This is a genomic window from Desulfosarcina alkanivorans, from assembly GCF_009688945.1.
In the GTDB taxonomy this organism is placed as follows: domain Bacteria; phylum Desulfobacterota; class Desulfobacteria; order Desulfobacterales; family Desulfosarcinaceae; genus Desulfosarcina; species Desulfosarcina alkanivorans.
Map to the genome: position 1 here is coordinate 1223161 of NZ_AP021874.1, position 18575 is coordinate 1241735.

General features: G+C 55.4%; 16 protein-coding genes and 1 tRNA gene. 5 read left to right on the plus strand and 12 right to left on the minus strand.

The annotated features are described in order from the left end of the window. Window positions 1-193: 193 nt before the first annotated feature. A complete protein-coding gene (locus DSCA_RS05420; protein WP_155315455.1) occupies window positions 194-1138 on the minus strand; it encodes a sigma-70 family RNA polymerase sigma factor in 945 nt (314 codons plus the stop codon). Window positions 1139-1253: 115 nt separating this feature from the next. Between DSCA_RS05420 and DSCA_RS05425 the strand changes: the two genes are divergently transcribed. Then, window positions 1254-1330: transfer RNA gene (locus DSCA_RS05425), tRNA-Arg, on the plus strand. 361 nt (window positions 1331-1691) lie between these two features. Here DSCA_RS05425 and DSCA_RS05430 read toward each other — a convergent pair. From DSCA_RS05430 to DSCA_RS05440, 3 genes are all read right to left on the minus strand, one after another. Beyond that, entirely contained in the window at window positions 1692-2072 is a 381-nt protein-coding gene (locus DSCA_RS05430) for a response regulator (RefSeq protein ID WP_155315456.1), read from the minus strand. Window positions 2073-2235: 163 nt separating this feature from the next. Then, complete coding sequence (locus DSCA_RS05435; protein ID WP_155315457.1) at window positions 2236-3084, minus strand: HDOD domain-containing protein; 849 nt, start codon at window positions 3082-3084, stop codon at window positions 2236-2238. A 3-nt stretch (window positions 3085-3087) separates the two neighbouring features. Continuing rightward, window positions 3088-3561, minus strand: coding sequence for a hypothetical protein (locus tag DSCA_RS05440; protein ID WP_155315458.1), 474 nt, complete (start codon window positions 3559-3561; stop codon window positions 3088-3090). 27 nt (window positions 3562-3588) lie between these two features. On the opposite strand from DSCA_RS05440, the gene DSCA_RS05445 reads away from it, so the two are divergent. Continuing rightward, window positions 3589-3738 carry a hypothetical protein gene (locus tag DSCA_RS05445; RefSeq protein WP_155315459.1) on the plus strand — a complete coding sequence of 50 codons (150 nt, stop codon included), beginning with the start codon at window positions 3589-3591 and terminating at the stop codon, window positions 3736-3738. A gap of 129 nt (window positions 3739-3867) precedes the next feature. Here DSCA_RS05445 and DSCA_RS05450 read toward each other — a convergent pair whose 3' ends face one another. The 5 genes from DSCA_RS05450 to DSCA_RS05470 all read right to left on the minus strand — a co-directional run bounded on the left by DSCA_RS05450 (window position 3868) and on the right by DSCA_RS05470 (window position 10695). Next, on the minus strand, window positions 3868-5841 hold the full coding sequence (locus DSCA_RS05450; RefSeq protein WP_167527617.1) for a tetratricopeptide repeat protein: 1974 nt from the start codon (window positions 5839-5841) through the stop codon (window positions 3868-3870). Window positions 5842-5863: 22 nt separating this feature from the next. Then, a complete protein-coding gene (locus DSCA_RS05455) occupies window positions 5864-7063 on the minus strand; it encodes a serine/threonine protein kinase (protein ID WP_155315461.1) in 1200 nt (399 codons plus the stop codon). 46 nt (window positions 7064-7109) lie between these two features. Further along, complete coding sequence (locus DSCA_RS05460) at window positions 7110-7832, minus strand: Stp1/IreP family PP2C-type Ser/Thr phosphatase (RefSeq protein ID WP_155315462.1); 723 nt, start codon at window positions 7830-7832, stop codon at window positions 7110-7112. A gap of 119 nt (window positions 7833-7951) precedes the next feature. Next, window positions 7952-9589, minus strand: coding sequence for a serine/threonine protein kinase (locus DSCA_RS05465; protein ID WP_167527618.1), 1638 nt, complete (start codon window positions 9587-9589; stop codon window positions 7952-7954). A gap of 227 nt (window positions 9590-9816) precedes the next feature. Then, on the minus strand, window positions 9817-10695 hold the full coding sequence (locus DSCA_RS05470; RefSeq protein ID WP_155315464.1) for a hypothetical protein: 879 nt from the start codon (window positions 10693-10695) through the stop codon (window positions 9817-9819). A gap of 437 nt (window positions 10696-11132) precedes the next feature. Between DSCA_RS05470 and DSCA_RS05475 the strand changes: the two genes are divergently transcribed. The 3 genes from DSCA_RS05475 (at window position 11133) to DSCA_RS05485 (ending at window position 14905) form a co-directional block, all read left to right on the plus strand. Beyond that, entirely contained in the window at window positions 11133-12161 is a 1029-nt protein-coding gene (locus tag DSCA_RS05475) for a polysaccharide deacetylase family protein (RefSeq protein ID WP_155315465.1), read from the plus strand. 7 nt (window positions 12162-12168) lie between these two features. Next, window positions 12169-13851: a LysM peptidoglycan-binding domain-containing protein gene (locus tag DSCA_RS05480; protein WP_155315466.1), complete on the plus strand. Its 1683-nt coding sequence runs from the start codon at window positions 12169-12171 to the stop codon at window positions 13849-13851. A gap of 208 nt (window positions 13852-14059) precedes the next feature. Then, on the plus strand, window positions 14060-14905 hold the full coding sequence (locus DSCA_RS05485) for an FHA domain-containing protein (protein ID WP_155315467.1): 846 nt from the start codon (window positions 14060-14062) through the stop codon (window positions 14903-14905). 425 nt (window positions 14906-15330) lie between these two features. Here DSCA_RS05485 and DSCA_RS05490 read toward each other — a convergent pair whose 3' ends face one another. From DSCA_RS05490 to DSCA_RS05500, 3 genes are all read right to left on the minus strand, one after another. Further along, complete coding sequence (locus DSCA_RS05490; protein WP_155315468.1) at window positions 15331-15750, minus strand: DUF4150 domain-containing protein; 420 nt, start codon at window positions 15748-15750, stop codon at window positions 15331-15333. 56 nt (window positions 15751-15806) lie between these two features. Beyond that, on the minus strand, window positions 15807-16697 hold the full coding sequence (locus DSCA_RS05495; RefSeq protein WP_155315469.1) for a DUF3540 domain-containing protein: 891 nt from the start codon (window positions 16695-16697) through the stop codon (window positions 15807-15809). A 66-nt stretch (window positions 16698-16763) separates the two neighbouring features. Continuing rightward, entirely contained in the window at window positions 16764-18575 is a 1812-nt protein-coding gene (locus DSCA_RS05500) for a pentapeptide repeat-containing protein (RefSeq protein ID WP_155315470.1), read from the minus strand.

The following is an 18575-nucleotide window of genomic DNA, read 5'->3' on the forward strand; positions in this document are numbered from 1 at the left end:
ACCGTGACCCCATTGTCGTCAGGGCGCACCCGGCTGTAAACATAAGCAAAAACATGATTAAAAATAGCTTAACGACCGGTAATTTCATCTTATACCCTTCAACTCGCCCCCCCCGAAAGCAATCCGGCGGGCGGTCCTTTCAACCGATGACATGCAATTGAATCAGGCGGTTTGTCGCAACAGGGGGGGGCGATCAGGAAACACCTTCCGTGTAGGTTTCAAAGTCGGGAATTTCCTTTTTGAAATAATCCCTCATCTTTTTGACCACATTTTTTTCGACCTGCCGCACCCTTTCACGGGATATGCCGTATTTATCGCCAATCTCCTGAAGGGTAACCGGCGTGTCGGAAAAAATCCGTTTGTCGAATATCTCCAATTCCCGGTCGGTCATCTGGGTCCTGAATTCGGAAATTTTCTGGTTGAGCAGAGACGACATCTCTTTTTTGGCCACGGTTTCTTCGGCCGATTCTGATTCGGTGCTCATAAATTCGATCCGCTCCGTGTCAGAATCTTCTTTCAGCGGCGCATCCAGAGAGATATCCCACCCGTCCAGTCGTTGATCCATGTCCACAATTTCTCGTTCGGAAACGCCCAACCGCTGGGAAAGCAGTTTGGGTTTGGGGTCAAACCCTTCATCGATCAGTTTCTGCTTTTCTTTTTTCAACTTGAAAAAGAGTTTGCGCTGCCCCTGAGTGGTGCCGATTTTGACCAGCCGCCAGTTGTCCATGATGAACTTCAGAATATAGGCTTTGATCCAGAAGGAAGCATAATAGGAAAACTTGACATTCTTATAGGGATCAAACTTTTTCACGGCCTGCATCAGGCCGATGTTGCCCTCCTGAATCAGGTCCAGCAGGTTCTGCATCCATACCCGTTGAAATTCCAGTGCGATTTTTACCACCAACCGAAGGTTGGACGTCACCAGGCGGTAGGCTGCGTCCTGATCTCCCTGCTCCTGAACCCGCTTCCCCAGGGAAACCTCTTCCTCCCGGGTCAACAGATTGTACCTGCTGATCTCGGAAAGATAGCGCTGAAGCGGATCGTATTTGACAACGGCTTTGTCACTGGTCCGCCCGCTTGCCCGCGGGGCGGGTTTTTTCCTGGGTGCTGCCGCTGGTTTAACTTTTTTCTTTTTCATTCCAATACCCGGATTTGTCGATTTAAGCCGGTCATATCGCTGGCATTCAGTTGTTGTCAGGCCTTTTTCGTGTAGACAATTACCAGCCAGTATGTTACGGATGCCGTCTGTTCAGGCGCCTGTAGCTCAGCTGGATAGAGCAACGGACTTCTAATCCGTAGGCCGCAGGTTCGAATCCTGCCAGGCGCGCCACCCCCGATTCACCCCAGGAGGCCATCGCGCCTCCTTTTTTGTGCCTGCGGGCAAGATACCATCCGCAGGCTGTTCCAAAGTCTTTTAATATAGCATATACAAACACAATTTGAAAAACGTTAATTCGTTCGGCAAAAATCCCGAACGTCGTTTAAGTTTGGAAATTGGCCCTGTGGCAGGAATGGAAAAAGCTGAAAAATGAGGCGACAGCCAGCTGCATAAAGTGTCAGTTCTTATTCAGATGGCATGAATCGTTGCATCCTTGTTGAACTCGCCCAAGGATGCAACCCAAAAAGCGGACGGAAAGGCAGACAATGGTGTTCAATGGATCGGGTTGATTAGCCAGGCGGGTGGCGTGGATCTATTCCACGGGCCTGAGTTTAAGGATATTTTTGGCCCGTTCGATCAACTGTTCCCCTTTGAACGGTTTGACGATGTAATCCTTGACACCCATTTTTACGATCTGCATCACGTTTTCTTTGCCTGATTCGGCAGTGAGCATAATCACCGGAATATCCTTCAAATCACCCTCGGCTTTGAGTTTTCCAAGCATTTCGATGCCCGTCATCACCGGCATGGTGATATCGAGGATGATGAGATCGGGCATTTCCTTGGCCGCTATGGCCAACCCCTCCACGCCGTTTTCACCTTCATAAAGTTCACAATTATATGGTTTAAAGGCTTTTTTGACAATCATCCGAATGGTTTTACTGTCATCAACCGTAAGGATCTTGTACGCCATCTCTGACCTCCGGAATAATTTAAAATTTTGTTTCGTTAACTTTCGAATTAATAGTATCGGTTTTGTACGTTAATTCTTTAGCCAATTATAGAAAAAAATACGGGGACACACGTTCCTGCCGGCAGATGGGGCCCCGACCTTGAGCCGCTCGGCTGCCGGGCGTCTATTGAACATCAAAAAGCGCATTGATGTGCGCCATCTTCTTGCCGAAATTGTCCATCACCCCCTGAATACCGGCATTGTCCAGCCCTAATGATCGGGCAACCCGCCCATCTCCAGGATAAAACGGATCATCCACTCCCGGGCCGATCTCCATTTTGCGGCACATGGCATCGGCCAGGTGGACGACGGATGCTTCCATGAAGCATCCCTTGGCCTCCAGGGGCGCGTGGTAGAACCTGATGATACATTGTAGCGACCCGGGAAATTGCCATTTTCTGGCCACCATGGCGCCCACCTGGACATGGTCGTAACCCAGAACCTGCCGCTCCGCCTCAGGGAACGTGAGGGGCTGGGTCTTTACCCGATGCAGGATCTTTCCGGCGGCCGAACGGATATGCTGATCCAGGACCACTTTACCGATATCCCGCAGCAAGGCACCGGTGAAAATTAAACTTTTTTGTTTCAGTCCTTTTATCTGGGCCAGGTCACTGGCCATGATGGCGCCCGATACGGCGCCCTTCCAGAGTTCTCCGGCTTTCAACCCATATCCCTCGTGAGATCCGGAAAACCGCTCCGCGCAGCTGACCAGAAGAACCAGATCGACAACCTGGGACATTCCCAGATAAACGATGGCCTGTTTGGCGTCATGGATTTTACCCGGCAGGCCGTAATAGGCCGAATTTGCCAGTTTCAGAAGGTTGGCCGTCAACGCGGGCTCGTGGCGGATGATATCGGATAAATCGGACAACCCGCAATCGGGGTCATCCAGCAGGGCAATGACTTTTCCGGCAACCCCCGTCAGCGGTTTTAATTGATCGATCGCATCAATGATAGACTCAATGGTAGGCATCGTTTATGCTTTCACTTTCCCGGGTTGGCCTTCGGCGACCCCCGCCCTGTCCATCGGCGGGGCGACATGGTGGGACAGCATTTCCCGTAGCTGGCGTTTCTGCAAAGGATCGAGTTTTTTGAACCGGACGGCGTTGGTCCTGTATTTCAGGGGCTTTTTTCTGCCTTTACCGGGAGACTTGACCGGAATGGTCGCATAGGGAAGATTGTGCAGATAGATGCCCTTTTCGGCCATTAACAGATCGAGTTCGACATTTTCGGTGTTGGCGATACCGTTATAATCACAATCAAACCCGATTCCGCCAATGCTCAATTCGGTGACCTGCCCCATGGCTTCCGACTCGGATTTGTAAAGCACCATGGCAATCTCTCCGATGCTCATCTGTTCATGATTTCGCAAGGGGTTCAATTTACTTCTTAAAATGACAAATGTGCCACGGGGCATGGGATAACGCTTGTGTTTTCGACGTTCAGCCATGGAATCTCCTGCAGGTAATGGGTTTGAATGGAACAGCGTTCGGCGTTAAATATTTATGCAAATAATTTGCCAAAAATTTACCGCAACGATTCAATGGCAGGCAGGCTTGGAATGAACGCCGGCGGCAGTGCACCGGACCGTATCTTCAAGCCTGGCAGGGATATCCGGAACAGGTGATGAACAGTTGATTTCAATTGAAGCAATGAACAAAATATTGGCGCGGCCGACGTTTTTTTGATGACGGTGCCGCCGCAGCGCGGGGTGCCTTTTCAAAATGGAATCCATTGGGGATGGCCGCGGCCAGGCCTACCAGATTCGAGAGCGTTGATCGCCCGTTGCCATTGCATCCGGATGCTCCCTGAGCTTGTCATCCTGTGTGATGGGTCGCCGCTGATCCTTGATGTGCCCGTAGCTGAAATCATCATCGGTGCGCACCACATGCACCCTGGCCACCATACCAGGTTCAGGGGTGAACTGCTTTCCCTTGTAAACGACCGGCGCCTTTTCCTCGATAACGTCAAAAACGGTGCCGTCAACCACGCCCTGGAGGGCTCCCAGGTTGAGCAGCACCTGATTGCCGGTAACTTCGACCACAAAAGCCTGGAGGGGGAATTTTTCCATGATGCGGGTCATCAGCCGGCGGTTGATCTGGCTCAGGTCCTTTTGCAGGCGGGTGCCCCCCGAAAACTGATAATCAAGGAGTTCGACGGGCCGGAGATCTTTCGAAGTTAAAATTTTCAGGTTGCACAAAGGACCGGACGGCATCTGGTAAACCGATCCCTTGATCATCAACGAGGCCTGCATGGCCTGACTGAGCCGGGAAAGGATGTCATTGTCGGCCAGGGCATCGCGGTCGAGCCCCAATTCATCCATCACACCTGAAACAATCAGGTTGTCGACCACCAGCACCCGGCCCGATGCTCCCAGCTGCCGGGCCAGATAATCCTTTAGCAGGCCTGCAAAACCTGCACGCTGGGAAAGTCCACCGGACTCGGAAAGGTCGAAAAAGGCGACCCGGGTTGGCCTGGAGGTCCATGGGTCGTCGACGGGCACCTGTTCAAAACGGTTTTGCCGGTAGCGCTCGGCCACCTTCTTGACCGCTGCAGCCAACTCCTTCTGCTTCATCTGATCTTTTTGAATCATGAGCCTGCGCATGGCATTTTCAGCCAGCGCCCGGATAAAGGGATCGTGTTTATCGACGGCCTCTGCCTGGCGGTAGGTTTCCAGGGCTTTGTCCCACCGCTCTTCCTGCTCGAACGTCTGACCTTTGTTGGAGGTGGCTTCGATGTAATACGGGTCGATGCTGACGGCCTGATCGTAGAGTTCCCGCGATTTGGCGAAATCTCCGCGCTGGGCGTACAGCCGGCCCAGCTGGTTGTAGGCGACCGCTCTCTGAAACGGCGCCCCGCCAGGTTTTCTGGTGCCTTCCCGGTAGGCCGCCTCTGCACCTTTCTTATTGTTCTGCCGGTAAAGCTGATCGCCCTTGATAACATGCACGAGAGGCCGGTCTCCGGCCTGGGCCGCCACTTCCTTGGCCAGCTGGAGCGATTTTTCCGTCTGTCCCTTGTTTTTATATACCTGGGCAAGCCCCTCTTTTCCCAGGACGGCGTTGCTGCCTTTTTCTTTACTGAGTGAATAAAAGGTCTGCTCCGCTTCGTCCAGGTTCCCCTCCTGAATGGCGGCATAACCTTTGACGGTTCGGGCCTGGGCATTCCCGGGGTCGGATTTTTCGACCGTTTCGGTAATCGCACGGGCAATTTCTGGTTTTCTGCGCTGCAGGTTGCGTTCGGCCAGTCTGACCAGCATCACCTGGGTGGTTTTCCCGCCGCCCTGAAAAATATCGAGCATCGTCAACTCCGGTCCGACAATGCAGACGGTCGGCAGGATTCGCCGGGCATCAAACATGTCGCTGACCCCGGCACTGTCCAATAAAACGGGGAAAACCGTCTGCGTACGATCCTGGAAAGCGGCGACCTTCTGTTTCGAAGACCGGGTAATGGCCCACACGGTGAGGTCGGCATCCCGGTATTTGCGGGCCAGCCCGTCCAGGCTCAACAGCCCTTCAATACTGGGCCGGGAATCGGCATCGAAAAAATACAGAATCGTCATGGCCCGGCGCTTCATGCCGGAAAGCGGATAGGCCTGTCCGTTGATATCCTTCAAGGTGAACACCGGCACCCGGCTGCCGGTCTGCAGGGCGCTGTGGCCGATCCCGGGTGTCCCGCCCACGGCGATGACGGCGGCTGCCAGCAACCCGATGACCAATGGGCTGACCTTCATGACAAACCCTCCTGATGAAAAACTAGTTGATGGATACCAGCCGCACCTGCAGCGGCGTCGGACCTTCTTCACCGATCTGAATCCGGGCTTCCCATTCATAGTAATCGGGCAGGTTCAACCGGACTTCGTAACTGCCCGGCGCCAATGGGATATCCACCGGTGTGGTGCCTTTGAATGTGGAATCAATAAAAACCTGGGCACCATCAGGACTGCTGGTGACATCGAGTATGGAAGAAGCCACCGGTACTGCCGCAGGATCGGCAATGCCGGAGTCGTCTGCAGGTTTGAGGAAAAGGGAATAGCCGACGATACCGGCTGCCAGGAACAGGCCAAGGAGCACCAGAGCCGGACCGATCCTCTTTGAGCTGCCCGCTTTTTCCTGTGGGGCGGCGGTTTCCGCAAAAGGATGGGACGCCGCATCCAGGCAGCGGTTCAGGGCCGCCGCCATCGCATCGCCGGTTTGAAAACGGCCGGCCGGATCTTTGGAGAGGCTCTTCAGGATCAGGTCGGCCAGGGCACGGTTGCCAAAATTCCCGTTTTTCATCGGGTCTTCTGGTGGTTCATGGGTGATTGACCGGAAAATAGCGGCGATATTTCCACCGCCGAAGGGCCGTTTCCCCACCACCATCTCATAGGCAATCACCCCCAGGGCATACAGATCCGTCCGGCCATCGGCCTTCTGCCCCATGACCTGCTCAGGGGCCATGTACACCGGTGTGCCGAGGATGTCACCGGCCTGGGTTTGCTGGGCCGCATCGGGGTCCTCGATCCGGGCGATGCCGAAATCGGTCAGTTTGATCCGGTTGTCCGGGGTCAGGATAATGTTGGAGGGTTTGATGTCCCGGTGGGTGATGCCCCGACCGTGGGCGTATCCCAGCGCCTCGGCAACCTGGACACACAGGGCCACCGCTTCGTCTACCGGGAGGGTCTTTCCTTTGATCACCGCGTTCAGCGGCCGCCCTTCCAGATATTCCATGGCGATGTAAATGGTGTCATGGTCCTGCCCCACGTCGTATACGGTTACGATATTGGGGTGTGATATCCGGCCGATGGCCTTGGCCTCGCGCAGAAACCGGAGAACGAAGTCCTGGCTGACCACACGGTCCGATCGAAGCACCTTCAGGGCCACCATGCGGTCGATCTGCGGGTCGTGCGCCTGGTAAACCACGCCCATGGTTCCCCGGCCCAACTCTTTGACGATTTCGTAACGTCCGTATTTCATTTGATCTTCGATCGCGTTTGAAAGGGAAAAAATCGGAATGTCCGCATCAGGCGAGGGCGGACAGGACAACGGTTACGTTGTCTTTGCCACCGGCATCCTTGGCCAGTTGAATCAGCGCATCGGAGCGCTCGCGCAGCGTCCCGTCGGCAGACAGTGCTGACAGCACCGACGATTCTTCGACCATATCGGTCAGTCCGTCGCTGCACAACAGGAACAGGTCTCCGGAATGCTGCTTCCCTTTAAGGATATCCAGGGCAACGGTATCGTTGACCCCGACGGCTCTGAGAATGACGTTCCGCATGGCGTGCCGCCGGGCTTCCTCAGGGGTAATGATCCCCTGGTCCAGCTGTTCCTGAACGAGCGAGTGGTCTTTGGTCAGTTGCTTGAGGGTGTCGTTTTTCAGCCGGTAGGTTCTGGAGTCCCCCACATGCCCGATAATAAAATGTCCCTGGGAAAAAGCCAGCAATTCGGCGGTGCACCCCATTCCCTGATCATGCGGGTGGCTTCCGACGTGCTTGAGAATTTTATCGTTGGCCAGCTTGAAGGTCGTTTGCACCCGGGCAATGGTGTTCTCTTCGGACTTTCCGTCATGGCCTGCAAATACGGCTTTGGCCGTGTCCGCAAAAATCCGGCTGGCGACTTCTCCTGCCGCGGCCCCCCCCATACCGTCGGCAACCAGGCAGTAGTGGCATGCTTCGCAGACGTAAAAGACATCTTCGTTGTTGGCACGGACATTTCCGACGTCCGTAGCACCGTGGTAAGTGATCATCGGCGAGTCCTGTGGCACCTGTGTTTCACCTTTCAGATCGAATCGAGTTTCGGAAAAGCCGTCCGGGACGTTCCCGCTGCGTGCAGGCACCACTGAGGCCCTGCTGCCGGCAACACTGCTCAGACAACGGGTTCAGGCTCCGGTTCTTCAAAGTTTCCCCGCATGAACAGCGCCAGGTCCGAAGCATCGTAGGTAATGCCCAGGTGGTTTTTGAGCTTCAACAGATCGTCGTGAAGCTCCTGGGCAGTCTGGTATCGCTTGACGGTTGATTTTTCCAGACACTTCATGACGATATCGTTCAGCCCCTGGGGAATATCCGGACGCCTGGTGATAATCGGCGGGATGGTCATCTGCGGAATGGTACGAATGGCCTCAATGTCGTTGGCGAATCGATACAGACGGCTGCCCGACAGGATTTCATAAAAAACCAGTCCGAGGGCGTAGATGTCGATCTGGTGGTTCACGTCCTGCCCCATGGCCTGTTCGGGGGACAGATAGGAAAGTTTGCCCTTGATGACACCGGCCTGGGTCAAAGACGGCTCCGACGTGGCTTTGGAGATGCCAAAGTCGCTGAGTTTGACTTCGCCGTTCAGCGAGATGAGAATATTCTGCGGGCTGATATCCCGGTGGACGATGTTCAGCGGTGTGCCGGTCTTATCGTCTTTCCGGGAGTGGGAATACTGCAGGCCATTGCTGATCTTTAATACCAGAAACACCGCCATATCCACCGGCAGGCCCTTTTTCAAAAAGCCCATTATTTCCGCCAGGTTCTTTCCGTTAACATATTCCATGGCAATGAAGTAGGCATTCTGTATTTTTCCGAAATCGGCGATCTGGACCACGTTGGGATGTTGCAGGAGCGCAGCCAGTCGGGCCTCCCGGATAAACATATCGATGAAATCGCGATTGTCCGCCAGATGGGGCAGCACCTTTTTAACCGCAACCGTCTTCCTGAAACCGTCTTCCCGCAGATAATCGGCAAGATAAAGCTCCGCCATGCCGCCCTGGGCAATTTTGCGGGTCAGCAGGTAAGGCCCGATTCGGGTCATCCCCGCCATGGCTTTTTCCATGGCCATTTTTCTTTTTTTCAGGGTTCGCTCCACCAGAATCAAGGCCGCGGCAACAGCGGCCAGGCTGGCAAGCATAAACAGCACCATGTAAAGGCGGTAGGACTCGACCGCCGATGCCAGCTTCCCCCCCCCCCAGCCAATGGCCACCTTCCCTATTTTCACCCCGGAATAGGTGACGTCGTTTCTGAAAACGATGACCGGGGTCTGATCATCGTCTTTTCCCGAAACGATTTGAACGCCATTGATCGTTTCAACGGGGGCTTCCCCTTGCACCGGTTCCATCTGCCGGTTGATCTTAACCGGGTCGGAATGGGCAAGGATTTTGTCCTGATGGTCCAGTATGGCCGTGAAAAGGATTTCCGGGTTCTCCATCATTTCACGAATGGCAACGTTCAATGAGAGAATGTCGGTCGACAGAATCGGGGAACTGCTCTTGTCCGAAAGGCCGAGGGCCAGATCGATTCCCTTGTTGTAAAACGACTTTTCCGCGGTATCGATCTTCCCCTGGTAAATGAAAAACACGATCAGATTGAGGACGATCCAGACGGCCACGCCGACGGCGATATGCCGTTTGAACGGGGATCCGGACATGAATGCCTTGAGCCTGCTGGAAACGGAGTTGATGGTTGTGGTGGACAACTGCTTCATCCACATCATGGTTGTCGACGCTTTCTCACCCACGGGCATGCTCACTCTCCTTGCCATCCGGTCGATTCATTGTCGCGGCACGTCTTAGGGCTTGCGGAAAAAAAACTTCCCATTTCCGCATATCGGATTCCGCCCCTCTCTGGCCGATGCCTTACTCACAAAATCCGCGAAAGAGTTCACTGTCCCTGTGGTTTTGCTCCCTCGGATCGGCCAGGCCTGAACCCAATCCGAGCGCCAATTCTGCGAAGTTTTTTTTCCGCAAGCCCTTAATCACCGGCCAGTTTCTTGATGATGTCTGCACATCTGTGGATCATCTGCCGCCGGAGCCAGCCGAGGTCCTCACGGCGCGAAATTTCACGCAAATTGATCCCTTTGTCAATCAGCAACTGAGCGGATCCATTCTCCTTTCGCGCCGACCGGACGACCGGATACCGGTCCAGGTTGGCCTGAAGCAAAAATGAAGGATTCAGCGGCTTGTGGCTGCCACACACCGGGCAAATCAGTTCCCGGTCATCCTGCAAGCGGCCGTCAGCGTAGGCCCAGACACGAAAGCGCTCCTGCATGGCCGCCTTCAACGGCCTGACACCATGAAAATCCACGACCAGCAGAACAAATATGATCAGCAGAAAACTAATCACCGCCGATAAAAAAAACCCCGAGGTCAATCCGGCGGAGCCACCGGCATCCATTGCCAGAAAAACCGCACCTATTTTGGTGCCGGCATAGATGATGTCGGTAGAAAAGCAGACCGCACCGGTGCCATCGTCCAGGGTATGGGGCCAGAAACTGACGCCGTCCTTCAATGGTAACGCTTTTGACGGCATCCGCAACAGCTGGTCGGGATTGCTGTAGGCGATGATTTTGTTTTTGTGATCAATGATGGATACATTGACCACGCCTTTCATTCGGTGGACGTCCTGCGTCAGCCGGGTCAGGGCCTGGACATCCCGCTCAAGCAGGGGCAGCCCGGCTTGCTGGGCGCTGTTCAGGACAGTTTGAATCCCTTTGTCCCGGACCCGCTCCACCAGATTGTTTTCCTTGGCGGCAATGAACAGGTAAAAAAAAACGGCCACGACCCACCAGATGAACAGGCAGGTAAACCATCGGGTCTTTTTAATCCGTCCGGTCTTGTTTTCAGGCTTCACGTCAGCTTACCTCGGAGCTTGGAATCAGTGGGTGGTTGCGTCGGGCACGGCGATTTCAGGATCTGGAAAGGCCGGCTCGCCAAAGGGTCTGGCGGGCCAATACGCCACGGTCTGCCGCTGCTTCGAATGGAGCTAAAAGTATTATGATACCAGTGGATTGTCAAGCGACTTCTCCAGTACAGCAGCCAATTTGCGCCCCTTGCCCCGGGTAACCATCCCCACCGGCCGGGCCATTGACCAACGGCGATGGACATGGGATCGCAGGCTTTCAGATGGATCCGGGTCGGAATTGACTGCACCGGCGTCGGCTATTGAATTGTGGAGGTGGCTATGATAGGTAAGGCAAGGATATTCTTGGAAGATAGAACAGCGTGAGTCCCTTTCCACAACGACGCTGGTTCTCGCGGTTTTTCTCAGCTGACACCGGAGTTTCAACCATGGACCCGATTGGCTCACGCCCCGCACGCCTGTATGCCGGTTTCCTCTCGCTTGTCATCGGGCTCGCCGTTTTGGCGGGTTGCGCCGGACCTCGACCAGGCGCCGCCCCCCTGTTTTCCCGGCCCGACGTGTACCGTTCCGAGGAGCGCATTCTCCATCGCCTGAAACCCGGTGAGACACCAGAAATGCTTGCCGAAAAATACCTGGGTGAAGGGCAGTTGGCCTGGATGGTGGAAGACGCCAACCCCAAAGGGGCATTTCAGCCCGAGCAATTCATTGTGGTTCCCCTGGTGATCCCCAACCGTGCCGGCATCACCGCGGAAGGGTACCAGACCGTTCCCATACTGTGCTATCACCGTTTTGCCCCGTCGTGTGATTCACCGCTGTGCATGCCTGCGGACGTCTTTGAACGGCAGCTTCGGTATCTCAAGGAAAATGGCTACCGGGTGATCGGCCCTGAAGCACTGGCGGCGTTTCTGGATTATCGCCAGCCGATCCCCAAAAATGCGGTCATGATTTCCGTGGACGATGGCTATCGCTCGGTATATAATGTGGCCTACCCGATCCTAAAGAAATACGGGTTCACGGCGACCCTGTTCATTTACCTGGATTACGTGGGGGTGTCCAGCAAGGCCATTACATGGGACCAGTTGCGGGAATTGAAGCAAAATGGATTTTACATCGGCTCCCATTCAGTGGCCCACAGCGATCTTTCCAAACAGAAAAAGAACGAGGACGGCGAGGCCTACCTGGCCCGACTGAAAAAGGAAATATTCCGGTCCAAGCAGGTCATTGATGCGAAGCTCGGCCAGGACACCTTGATATTTTCCTACCCTTTCGGCCGGCGAAACCAGACGGTGGTGTCGCTGGCCCGTCAGGCCGGGTACAAAATCGCGGTGACCGTGGACCGGGGAAGCAACCCGTTTTTCGCCGATCCTTTTTTACTGAAACGCGACCAGATATTAAAGCGGGACATGAACCGTTTTGCCTCCCGTTTGAAAACGTTTAACTACTATCCACTAAAGTGAGCATGCCATGAATCGCAAACACCTATGTATCGGGTTGGGACTGCTTCTGCTGATCATGTGGGGATGTCAAACGCCCCAGGCGCCCCGGGAGAAGGACAAACAGGCCAATGCCTATATCGAACAGGCCCACGCCTATGAGGCTCAGGGGAACCTGGTGGAGGCACTGGAGCAGTACAAGCTGGCCGGTACCATCGAGCCCGATGAAACGATCATCATCGACAGCATTGAACGGCTCGAAAAAGAACTGGACCGGTTGGCTGAAACCCATTATCAGGCCGGCCTCCGTTTCAGGGACAAAGGCAAGTGGGACCTGGCCAAAAAAGAATTTTTAAAGGCGCTCCGATACCGGCCGGACCATGAAAAGGCCGCCGCCATGCTTCAACAACGCCAACCGGCGGGTGGAAAAAAGTTCATCACCCATCAAATTGCACCGGGGGAAAGCATCTCCAAACTGGCTCTCAAGTATTACGGCGATTATAAAAAATATCACCATATCGCCAATTTCAACAACATGTCAGATGCCACCCAGGTCAGGGTCGGCCAGCGAATCATGGTTCCGGCCATCGACGGTGTAACGGTTGAAGACCTGAATCGGATCAGCGCCGGCCCTTCAACATCTCCGGCCATGGTCGAAGGCGAGTACACCCTTCACCAGATCCAGCCGGGGGAAAGCCTGTCCAAAATCGCCAAGATGTATTACGGCGATGTCAAATTGTTCCATGTCATTGCCGAATATAATGGCATTGCCGACCCCACCAGCGTCAAGGTCGGACAAAAAGTGAAAGTGCCGCGGCTGGAAAGCCCGGCGGCGGCAGCCCCGGAAAAACCTTACCTGCCCGAGGCCGCCGAACCGGTCCCGGATGTCGCTTATGCGCCTGAAACCGATGAATCTGAACCCGTTGCCCCCACATCGGAACCGGCTCCTGAATCACCTGATACCCTTCAGCAGGAGGTGTCGGAGCCGGTGGACCAGGTGTCGGAATATCGGGAAACAGGCATATCCCTGTTCAATGAACAAAAATACGATGAAACCATCGTTGAATTGCAGAAGGTTCTCAGTGCCGCCCCGGACGATGCCGTGGCGATCGATTATATTTCCCGGTCATATGTCGCCCTGGGCAGAGAGCACCTCGCGGCCAATCGGATTGATGCGGCCAAGACGGCCATCACCACGGCCCTTGACTACGACGACAACTGCCGGGACTGCAATGACCTTCTGGACGCATGCCGGACGATGGAAGCCGATGCATTGAGGGCCAAGGGGGAACAGCAGTTCAACAGCAACCAATACGACAGGGCCGTCTCAACACTTGAACGCGCTCTGGCACTCGATCCGGATGATCCTTCAACCGCAGACCTGCTCTTTCAGACGAATTATCAAAAAGCCTTGATTCTTTTCAACAAACAGGACTATCTGGCGGCCAAGGCCTCCTTTGAGAAAGCGATCGCCATCAAACCGGATTGTAATGACTGCCGGCGCTATATCGAAGAAAGCATGGAAGCCTTCAAAGAGTTCCACTATAACGAGGGCATTGTTTTTTTCGGCCAGGAAAAACTGAAGCAGGCCATTGCCTCATGGGAAAAAGTCACGTCGGTCGACCCCGACTACAAGGATGTCCGGCAGAATCTGAAGAAGGCAACCCTGTTGAACGACCGGCTGGAACGGATTAAAAAAAGTACGGCGGAATGAGTCTTGAACGGACGAAAACCCCTTGACACAGATCACATCTTTGCGGCAATAGTCGACCGAATGAAAGCTTCCATCCTTGCAAGCCGCGGGAGATCTTCACCGCAGGGGGTTGACAATACCTTTGGGTTCGCTCGCCGTCGCGGTGCGAGAACTACTGCGTCACTGCCATAACAACAACCCGATAACCGACACATGCAGGTGGGTCCATATGCCCCAGATCCCGAATATCACCGTCCAGCTGGTTCACATACAGGGCTCATTGAAAGGGCAGATTCAGGATTTCTCACAATTTCCAGTTCATATCGGCCGGCACTCCTCCTGCCAGGTCCGTTTCGAAAAGGACATGACGACCATTTCCAGGCGTCACGCCCGCATTGAACGCCAGGGGAACCGGTTTCGTATCATCGACGCCAGTACCAACGGCACCTATGTCAACGGGAAGCGAATTGCCGATGTGTATCTCAGGGACGGCGATGTGATCACCTTTTCCGAAAACGGACCCAAAGCCAGCTTCCTGACCAAAATCGAAGCCGAAAAACAGCCCGTGTCCCCTGCCCCGTCGGCTCAGCCCGCACCCGCGGCACCGGTTCCGCCGCAGACGCCCAGACCGGTCCAGGTCCCTCCGGCAGCGGCACCGCCGGTCGTACCGCCGGTGGCCCCGCCATCGAGTCCCCAAGCCCCAAGTCCTGAACCCGGGCTGACCGTGGGACCGGATCTGGAAATCCCGGTGATCAGCACCAACGCACCGCTGGTCATCCAGTACGGCCCGACCCTTCAGTCATACAACCTGCTGCCGGTTTCCATCGGCACCGATCCGGCGTGTGATTTCGTGATCGCCAACACCGCACTGGCCGGGCGGCACGTCCAGATTTTCTTCAACGAGAATGACTATTACGCCAAGGATCTGACGGGAAGAAGCATGGTGTCCATCAATGGGCGACCGGTGGGAACGCAATCGGTACTGGCCCAGGGAGCTGGCACTGACCGACCAGGGGCCCAAATTCAGGTTCCTTGGTGGTGGAAGGCTGGCGGAAATACAAGATGTGGTGTCTGAGCCGTTGGACAAAACCGACGCCGACCCCAATATTCAGGGTTCGGACGCCGGTGTGCCGACTGCCGATAAAAAAGGCAAAAAATCCAATTCCCTGTTTAAGAGTTTCTTCAAATAACACCTTTCATTCTCAAAATCCCTTCTCTACGGTGACCGTCAGCTCGTTTCCCGTCATCAGGGCACCGGCATCCATGCTGGACTGGGGCCCCCAAATCGTTTGCGGTCGAGCCACCCACCCCATCTTGTATCAAACCGAACGTTACCATACCACATGTGGTATTTAGAGACTGCGCCTGAACCGGTTGCCGATAAGGCCCGAGATGCAGCTGCGGACCTGGCCTGCAGGGATGAATCGCCCTCGCGCAGTCGCGGCAGGGCCCCTCACCGGAACTCAGTCTGGATAATGTGAAGTGATTTTTTCGACCGCCTCAAGGGGAAACGATCACTTTGGTCTGGCTGGGCGCCACCTGGGCACCCGCCGGCATATTGGCGCTCATGCCGTTGTGGGCGGACATGCAGGTAAGGTGCACACAAGGCTGTCCCTGTATTTTTACCTTGGCACTTCCCTTTTTATAGGTCACCTTTCCCATGTTCATGCCCGATTTCACCCCCTTGTTAACGCCGGCCTCGTCTCCCATGGAGCGGGATATCTCCGATTTTTTGGTCACAACCGGTTTGCCGGTGAACTTGACCTTGGTGGATGTCTTTTTGGCCTGGTTGACCATACCGGTATTGGGATAGGGAACGGGCACCGGACTGGGCGCCGGCGGGGCCGGCGTCAGGCAGACGTCCGGCATGGCAAAGGTGTTGCCGCCCTGGGTTGTGGAAGCGGGGAATATGGGGGGCATCGTCACTCTCCTGGGGTTACGTATGGTAATTTCTGTGCAGGAGCCACGTCCTGAATCTATCCAAGGTGGATTTTTTCAGCTTTGACTTTGAAATCCTGATCGGATTTCATAATCGTTTTCCGGGCCTTCATATGGCTGGTCTTTTCGATCAGCGTACGCTGGCGCCCGGCCTTCAGCTGGCTGAGCTCCGAGATGGTCCGGTATACGTTTCTGGCTCTGGCCATCACCGTGTCGGCCGCCGATTCGATCTTGCGGGCAATGAACCTGACATCCCCCACGCGACCGATCATTTTTTTCCCCGCAATCCGTGTCTCCTGAAGAAACAGCTGCGCCCGCCGGGCGGTCAGGTCCAGCACCGGTGCAGCCAGAGCCATTTTCCGGGTTTTCATGGACAAGGTCGGCCCGGCACCGCCGTTGGGATCCTGAACGCCCATGTGGAGGTCATGCCTGCCGTTCAGGGCTACGCGATGGCCGTCCATACGGATATCCCGTGCAGCGTGAAACGCAATGCCGCCCCGGTCCGCTGCGAATTCAAGATTGCCCGATGGCGCATGGATCTTGACGGTACCGGTTTGGGACCGGTAGTCGACCAGAAGTTCATTTTCTCTGGTGTAGAGTTTCAGGGATTCGTCGTCAGGAGCCCCCTCGATTCGGGCAACCGACCCATCGGAGAGCCGGATCTTATCGGCCGGCTGCGGATCTTCAGGCCTGCAGGACAGAATACCGACGATGTAGGTCTCCCCGCCGGCGTCGGTCATGGTCAATACCTCATCGCCGGGCGTCATGGCCGGCCGCGGATATAAAGCCATGCGTGCGCGGCGGTCCGCCGTGTCATCCGCCCTCCGGATCCGCAGGCAGCCTTCCGGGTCGCAGGGCGCTTTGACCACTGCCGGTTCGATGGTCGGGGATATGTGGTGCAGGGGAACGATGGTTGCGGCTCGTGGCATTCGGGTTCTCCTTTTCGGTTGCTTTACACCTGCGCCTGAATGAATGCCCAGGTCGACAAAATCACGCTATCCTTGGGGCTCCGGAGGCGCCCACAGTTCTGCTTCAGCACGGTCCTTGTCCGTCGTTTCAGCCAGCTTGCGACTGGCCCCCCGCCAATTGGCCCCCCGGTCGTCGATCATGTGAAGGGTTGCCTGCAGCAGGTTGGCGTTGGACAGGTCGGCATCCTGCAAAACGGCATAGGAAAAGTCGGCATAGGGAACGGCAGCATGTTTGAAACCGGCACGGACCAGATTGGAGCGGGTGAATTCCACCCGGTCCATGCGCGCAGCGGCAAAATCCGCATCCTCAGCCATCGCGTCGGCAAAACAGGCGCACCTTAAATCGGCGGCATGAAACACCGTTTTCGTCAACAGCGCCTTGGTAAAATTGGCCGTATGGCAGTTGGCCTGTCTCAAACTGCCGCCGGAAAGGTCGGCAGCGGCAAAATTGGCCTGCTTGCAATTGGTGCGGTCCAAGACGGTATTTTTCAGGTTGCTGCCTTCAAAATCGCAGTCGGTGAAATCGCAGCCGGACAGATTCAGGCCTTCGAAGCGGCAATTTTTCATTTCGCAGGTTTTCATGATGGTGGCCGCCAGGGTCACGCGGGTAAAATCCACCGCCTCGAAATCAGCCCTCCGGATCTTGGCGTCCGTGAGGTTCATCCCGTTAAAGTCACATTGTTCCAGGTCGCAGCCATCCATAACGGCGTCTTTGAAACTGACATTGTTCAGGCAGGCCTGGGTAAAAATGGCGTCGGTGATCAGTGCTCTGGAAAAATCGGCCCCGGTAAGATCCGCACCTGTAAAATCGGCATCGTTCAGCTGGCAGCCGACGAATTTGGCATCCTGAAGCCGGGCTCCCGCAAAATCCGTGCCGGACAAGTCCATGCCGCTGAAATCGATGCCGGTGATGCGGCAATTGGTAATGGAAATGTTTTCAAGGTTTGAGCGTGAAAAACGGGCGCCGCTCAGATCCGAGTCCGCAAATACGGCATCGCTCAGGTCGCGGTAGGAGAGATCGAGGCCGGACAGGTTCGATTCGATGAATTGGCATTGCTGCAAATTGGCCGGCAGCTGCTTGACCGGCCGCAGGTCCGTGTTCTGGAACACCACCCCTTTAAAATTGGCAGTGGCGAAATCGCATCCGGCCAGTTCACATGCGATGATTTGGCTGCCGGCCATGTGGGCGGTCGTAAATCCGGCATCGGATAAATCGGTCCGGTCGAAAAGGGTCCGAATGAGCTGAGCCTTGCCGAAATCGGCTGCCGACAGGTCGCACTGGGAAAATCGGCTGTTTTCCAGGTCGGCTTCAACGAAGGATGCCGCTTTCATCACTGTCTTTGCGAATTCGCAGCCCCGGGCCGAAGCGCCGCTGAAATCGGCCCTGCGGAAAACGGAGACACCGCGCCTGAACCCCAGGATCCCGAGGCCCTTCAACTGATCGACGGCCAGCCCCGGAAGCTTGAGGTGTTCGAAGGAAACAATCGCCTGGGAGGAGTCCTTGACCGGGATGTTGTCCGAGAAAAACATCGCCCCGGTGAGCCTGGCCCGGGCAAACCTGGCCCCGCCGGCACTGGCGTTGATGATGATGGCGCCGGTGAGATCGGAACCGGAAAAGTCCGAGTCCTGTATGTCGCAATTATTGAACAGAATATCAGAAAGATGAGCATTCAAGAGCTGGATTCGCGACAGATTGCACGCGTTGAATTTGGTGCCCGGAAGTTGTGCGTCGGCCAGATGCATCCCTGCAAGGGTCTCTTCAGAGAAAAGCGCGCCCGCTATGACCTCTCCGGCCCTCAGCTGTTCGAGTAACGTATTAAAATCAGGGATTCCTTGCAT

Excerpts from the sequence above, each read along its gene's own strand:
- DSCA_RS05475 (WP_155315465.1), top strand. The coding sequence starts at position 11,133 with ATGGACCCGATTGGCTCACGCCCCGCACGCCTGTATGCCGGTTTCCTC.
- DSCA_RS05500 (WP_155315470.1), bottom strand. The coding sequence starts at position 18,575 with ATGCAAGGAATCCCTGATTTTAATACGTTACTCGAACAGCTGAGGGCC.
- DSCA_RS05480 (WP_155315466.1), top strand. The coding sequence starts at position 12,169 with ATGAATCGCAAACACCTATGTATCGGGTTGGGACTGCTTCTGCTGATC.
- DSCA_RS05465 (WP_167527618.1), bottom strand. The coding sequence starts at position 9,589 with ATGCCCGTGGGTGAGAAAGCGTCGACAACCATGATGTGGATGAAGCAG.
- DSCA_RS05495 (WP_155315469.1), bottom strand. The coding sequence starts at position 16,697 with ATGCCACGAGCCGCAACCATCGTTCCCCTGCACCACATATCCCCGACC.
- DSCA_RS05455 (WP_155315461.1), bottom strand. The coding sequence starts at position 7,063 with ATGAAATACGGACGTTACGAAATCGTCAAAGAGTTGGGCCGGGGAACC.
- DSCA_RS05450 (WP_167527617.1), bottom strand. The coding sequence starts at position 5,841 with ATGAAGGTCAGCCCATTGGTCATCGGGTTGCTGGCAGCCGCCGTCATC.
- DSCA_RS05435 (WP_155315457.1), bottom strand. The coding sequence starts at position 3,084 with ATGCCTACCATTGAGTCTATCATTGATGCGATCGATCAATTAAAACCG.
- DSCA_RS05485 (WP_155315467.1), top strand. The coding sequence starts at position 14,060 with ATGCCCCAGATCCCGAATATCACCGTCCAGCTGGTTCACATACAGGGC.
- DSCA_RS05460 (WP_155315462.1), bottom strand. The coding sequence starts at position 7,832 with ATGATCACTTACCACGGTGCTACGGACGTCGGAAATGTCCGTGCCAAC.
- DSCA_RS05490 (WP_155315468.1), bottom strand. The coding sequence starts at position 15,750 with ATGCCCCCCATATTCCCCGCTTCCACAACCCAGGGCGGCAACACCTTT.
- DSCA_RS05440 (WP_155315458.1), bottom strand. The coding sequence starts at position 3,561 with ATGGCTGAACGTCGAAAACACAAGCGTTATCCCATGCCCCGTGGCACA.
- DSCA_RS05445 (WP_155315459.1), top strand. The coding sequence starts at position 3,589 with ATGGAACAGCGTTCGGCGTTAAATATTTATGCAAATAATTTGCCAAAA.
- DSCA_RS05430 (WP_155315456.1), bottom strand. The coding sequence starts at position 2,072 with ATGGCGTACAAGATCCTTACGGTTGATGACAGTAAAACCATTCGGATG.
- DSCA_RS05420 (WP_155315455.1), bottom strand. The coding sequence starts at position 1,138 with ATGAAAAAGAAAAAAGTTAAACCAGCGGCAGCACCCAGGAAAAAACCC.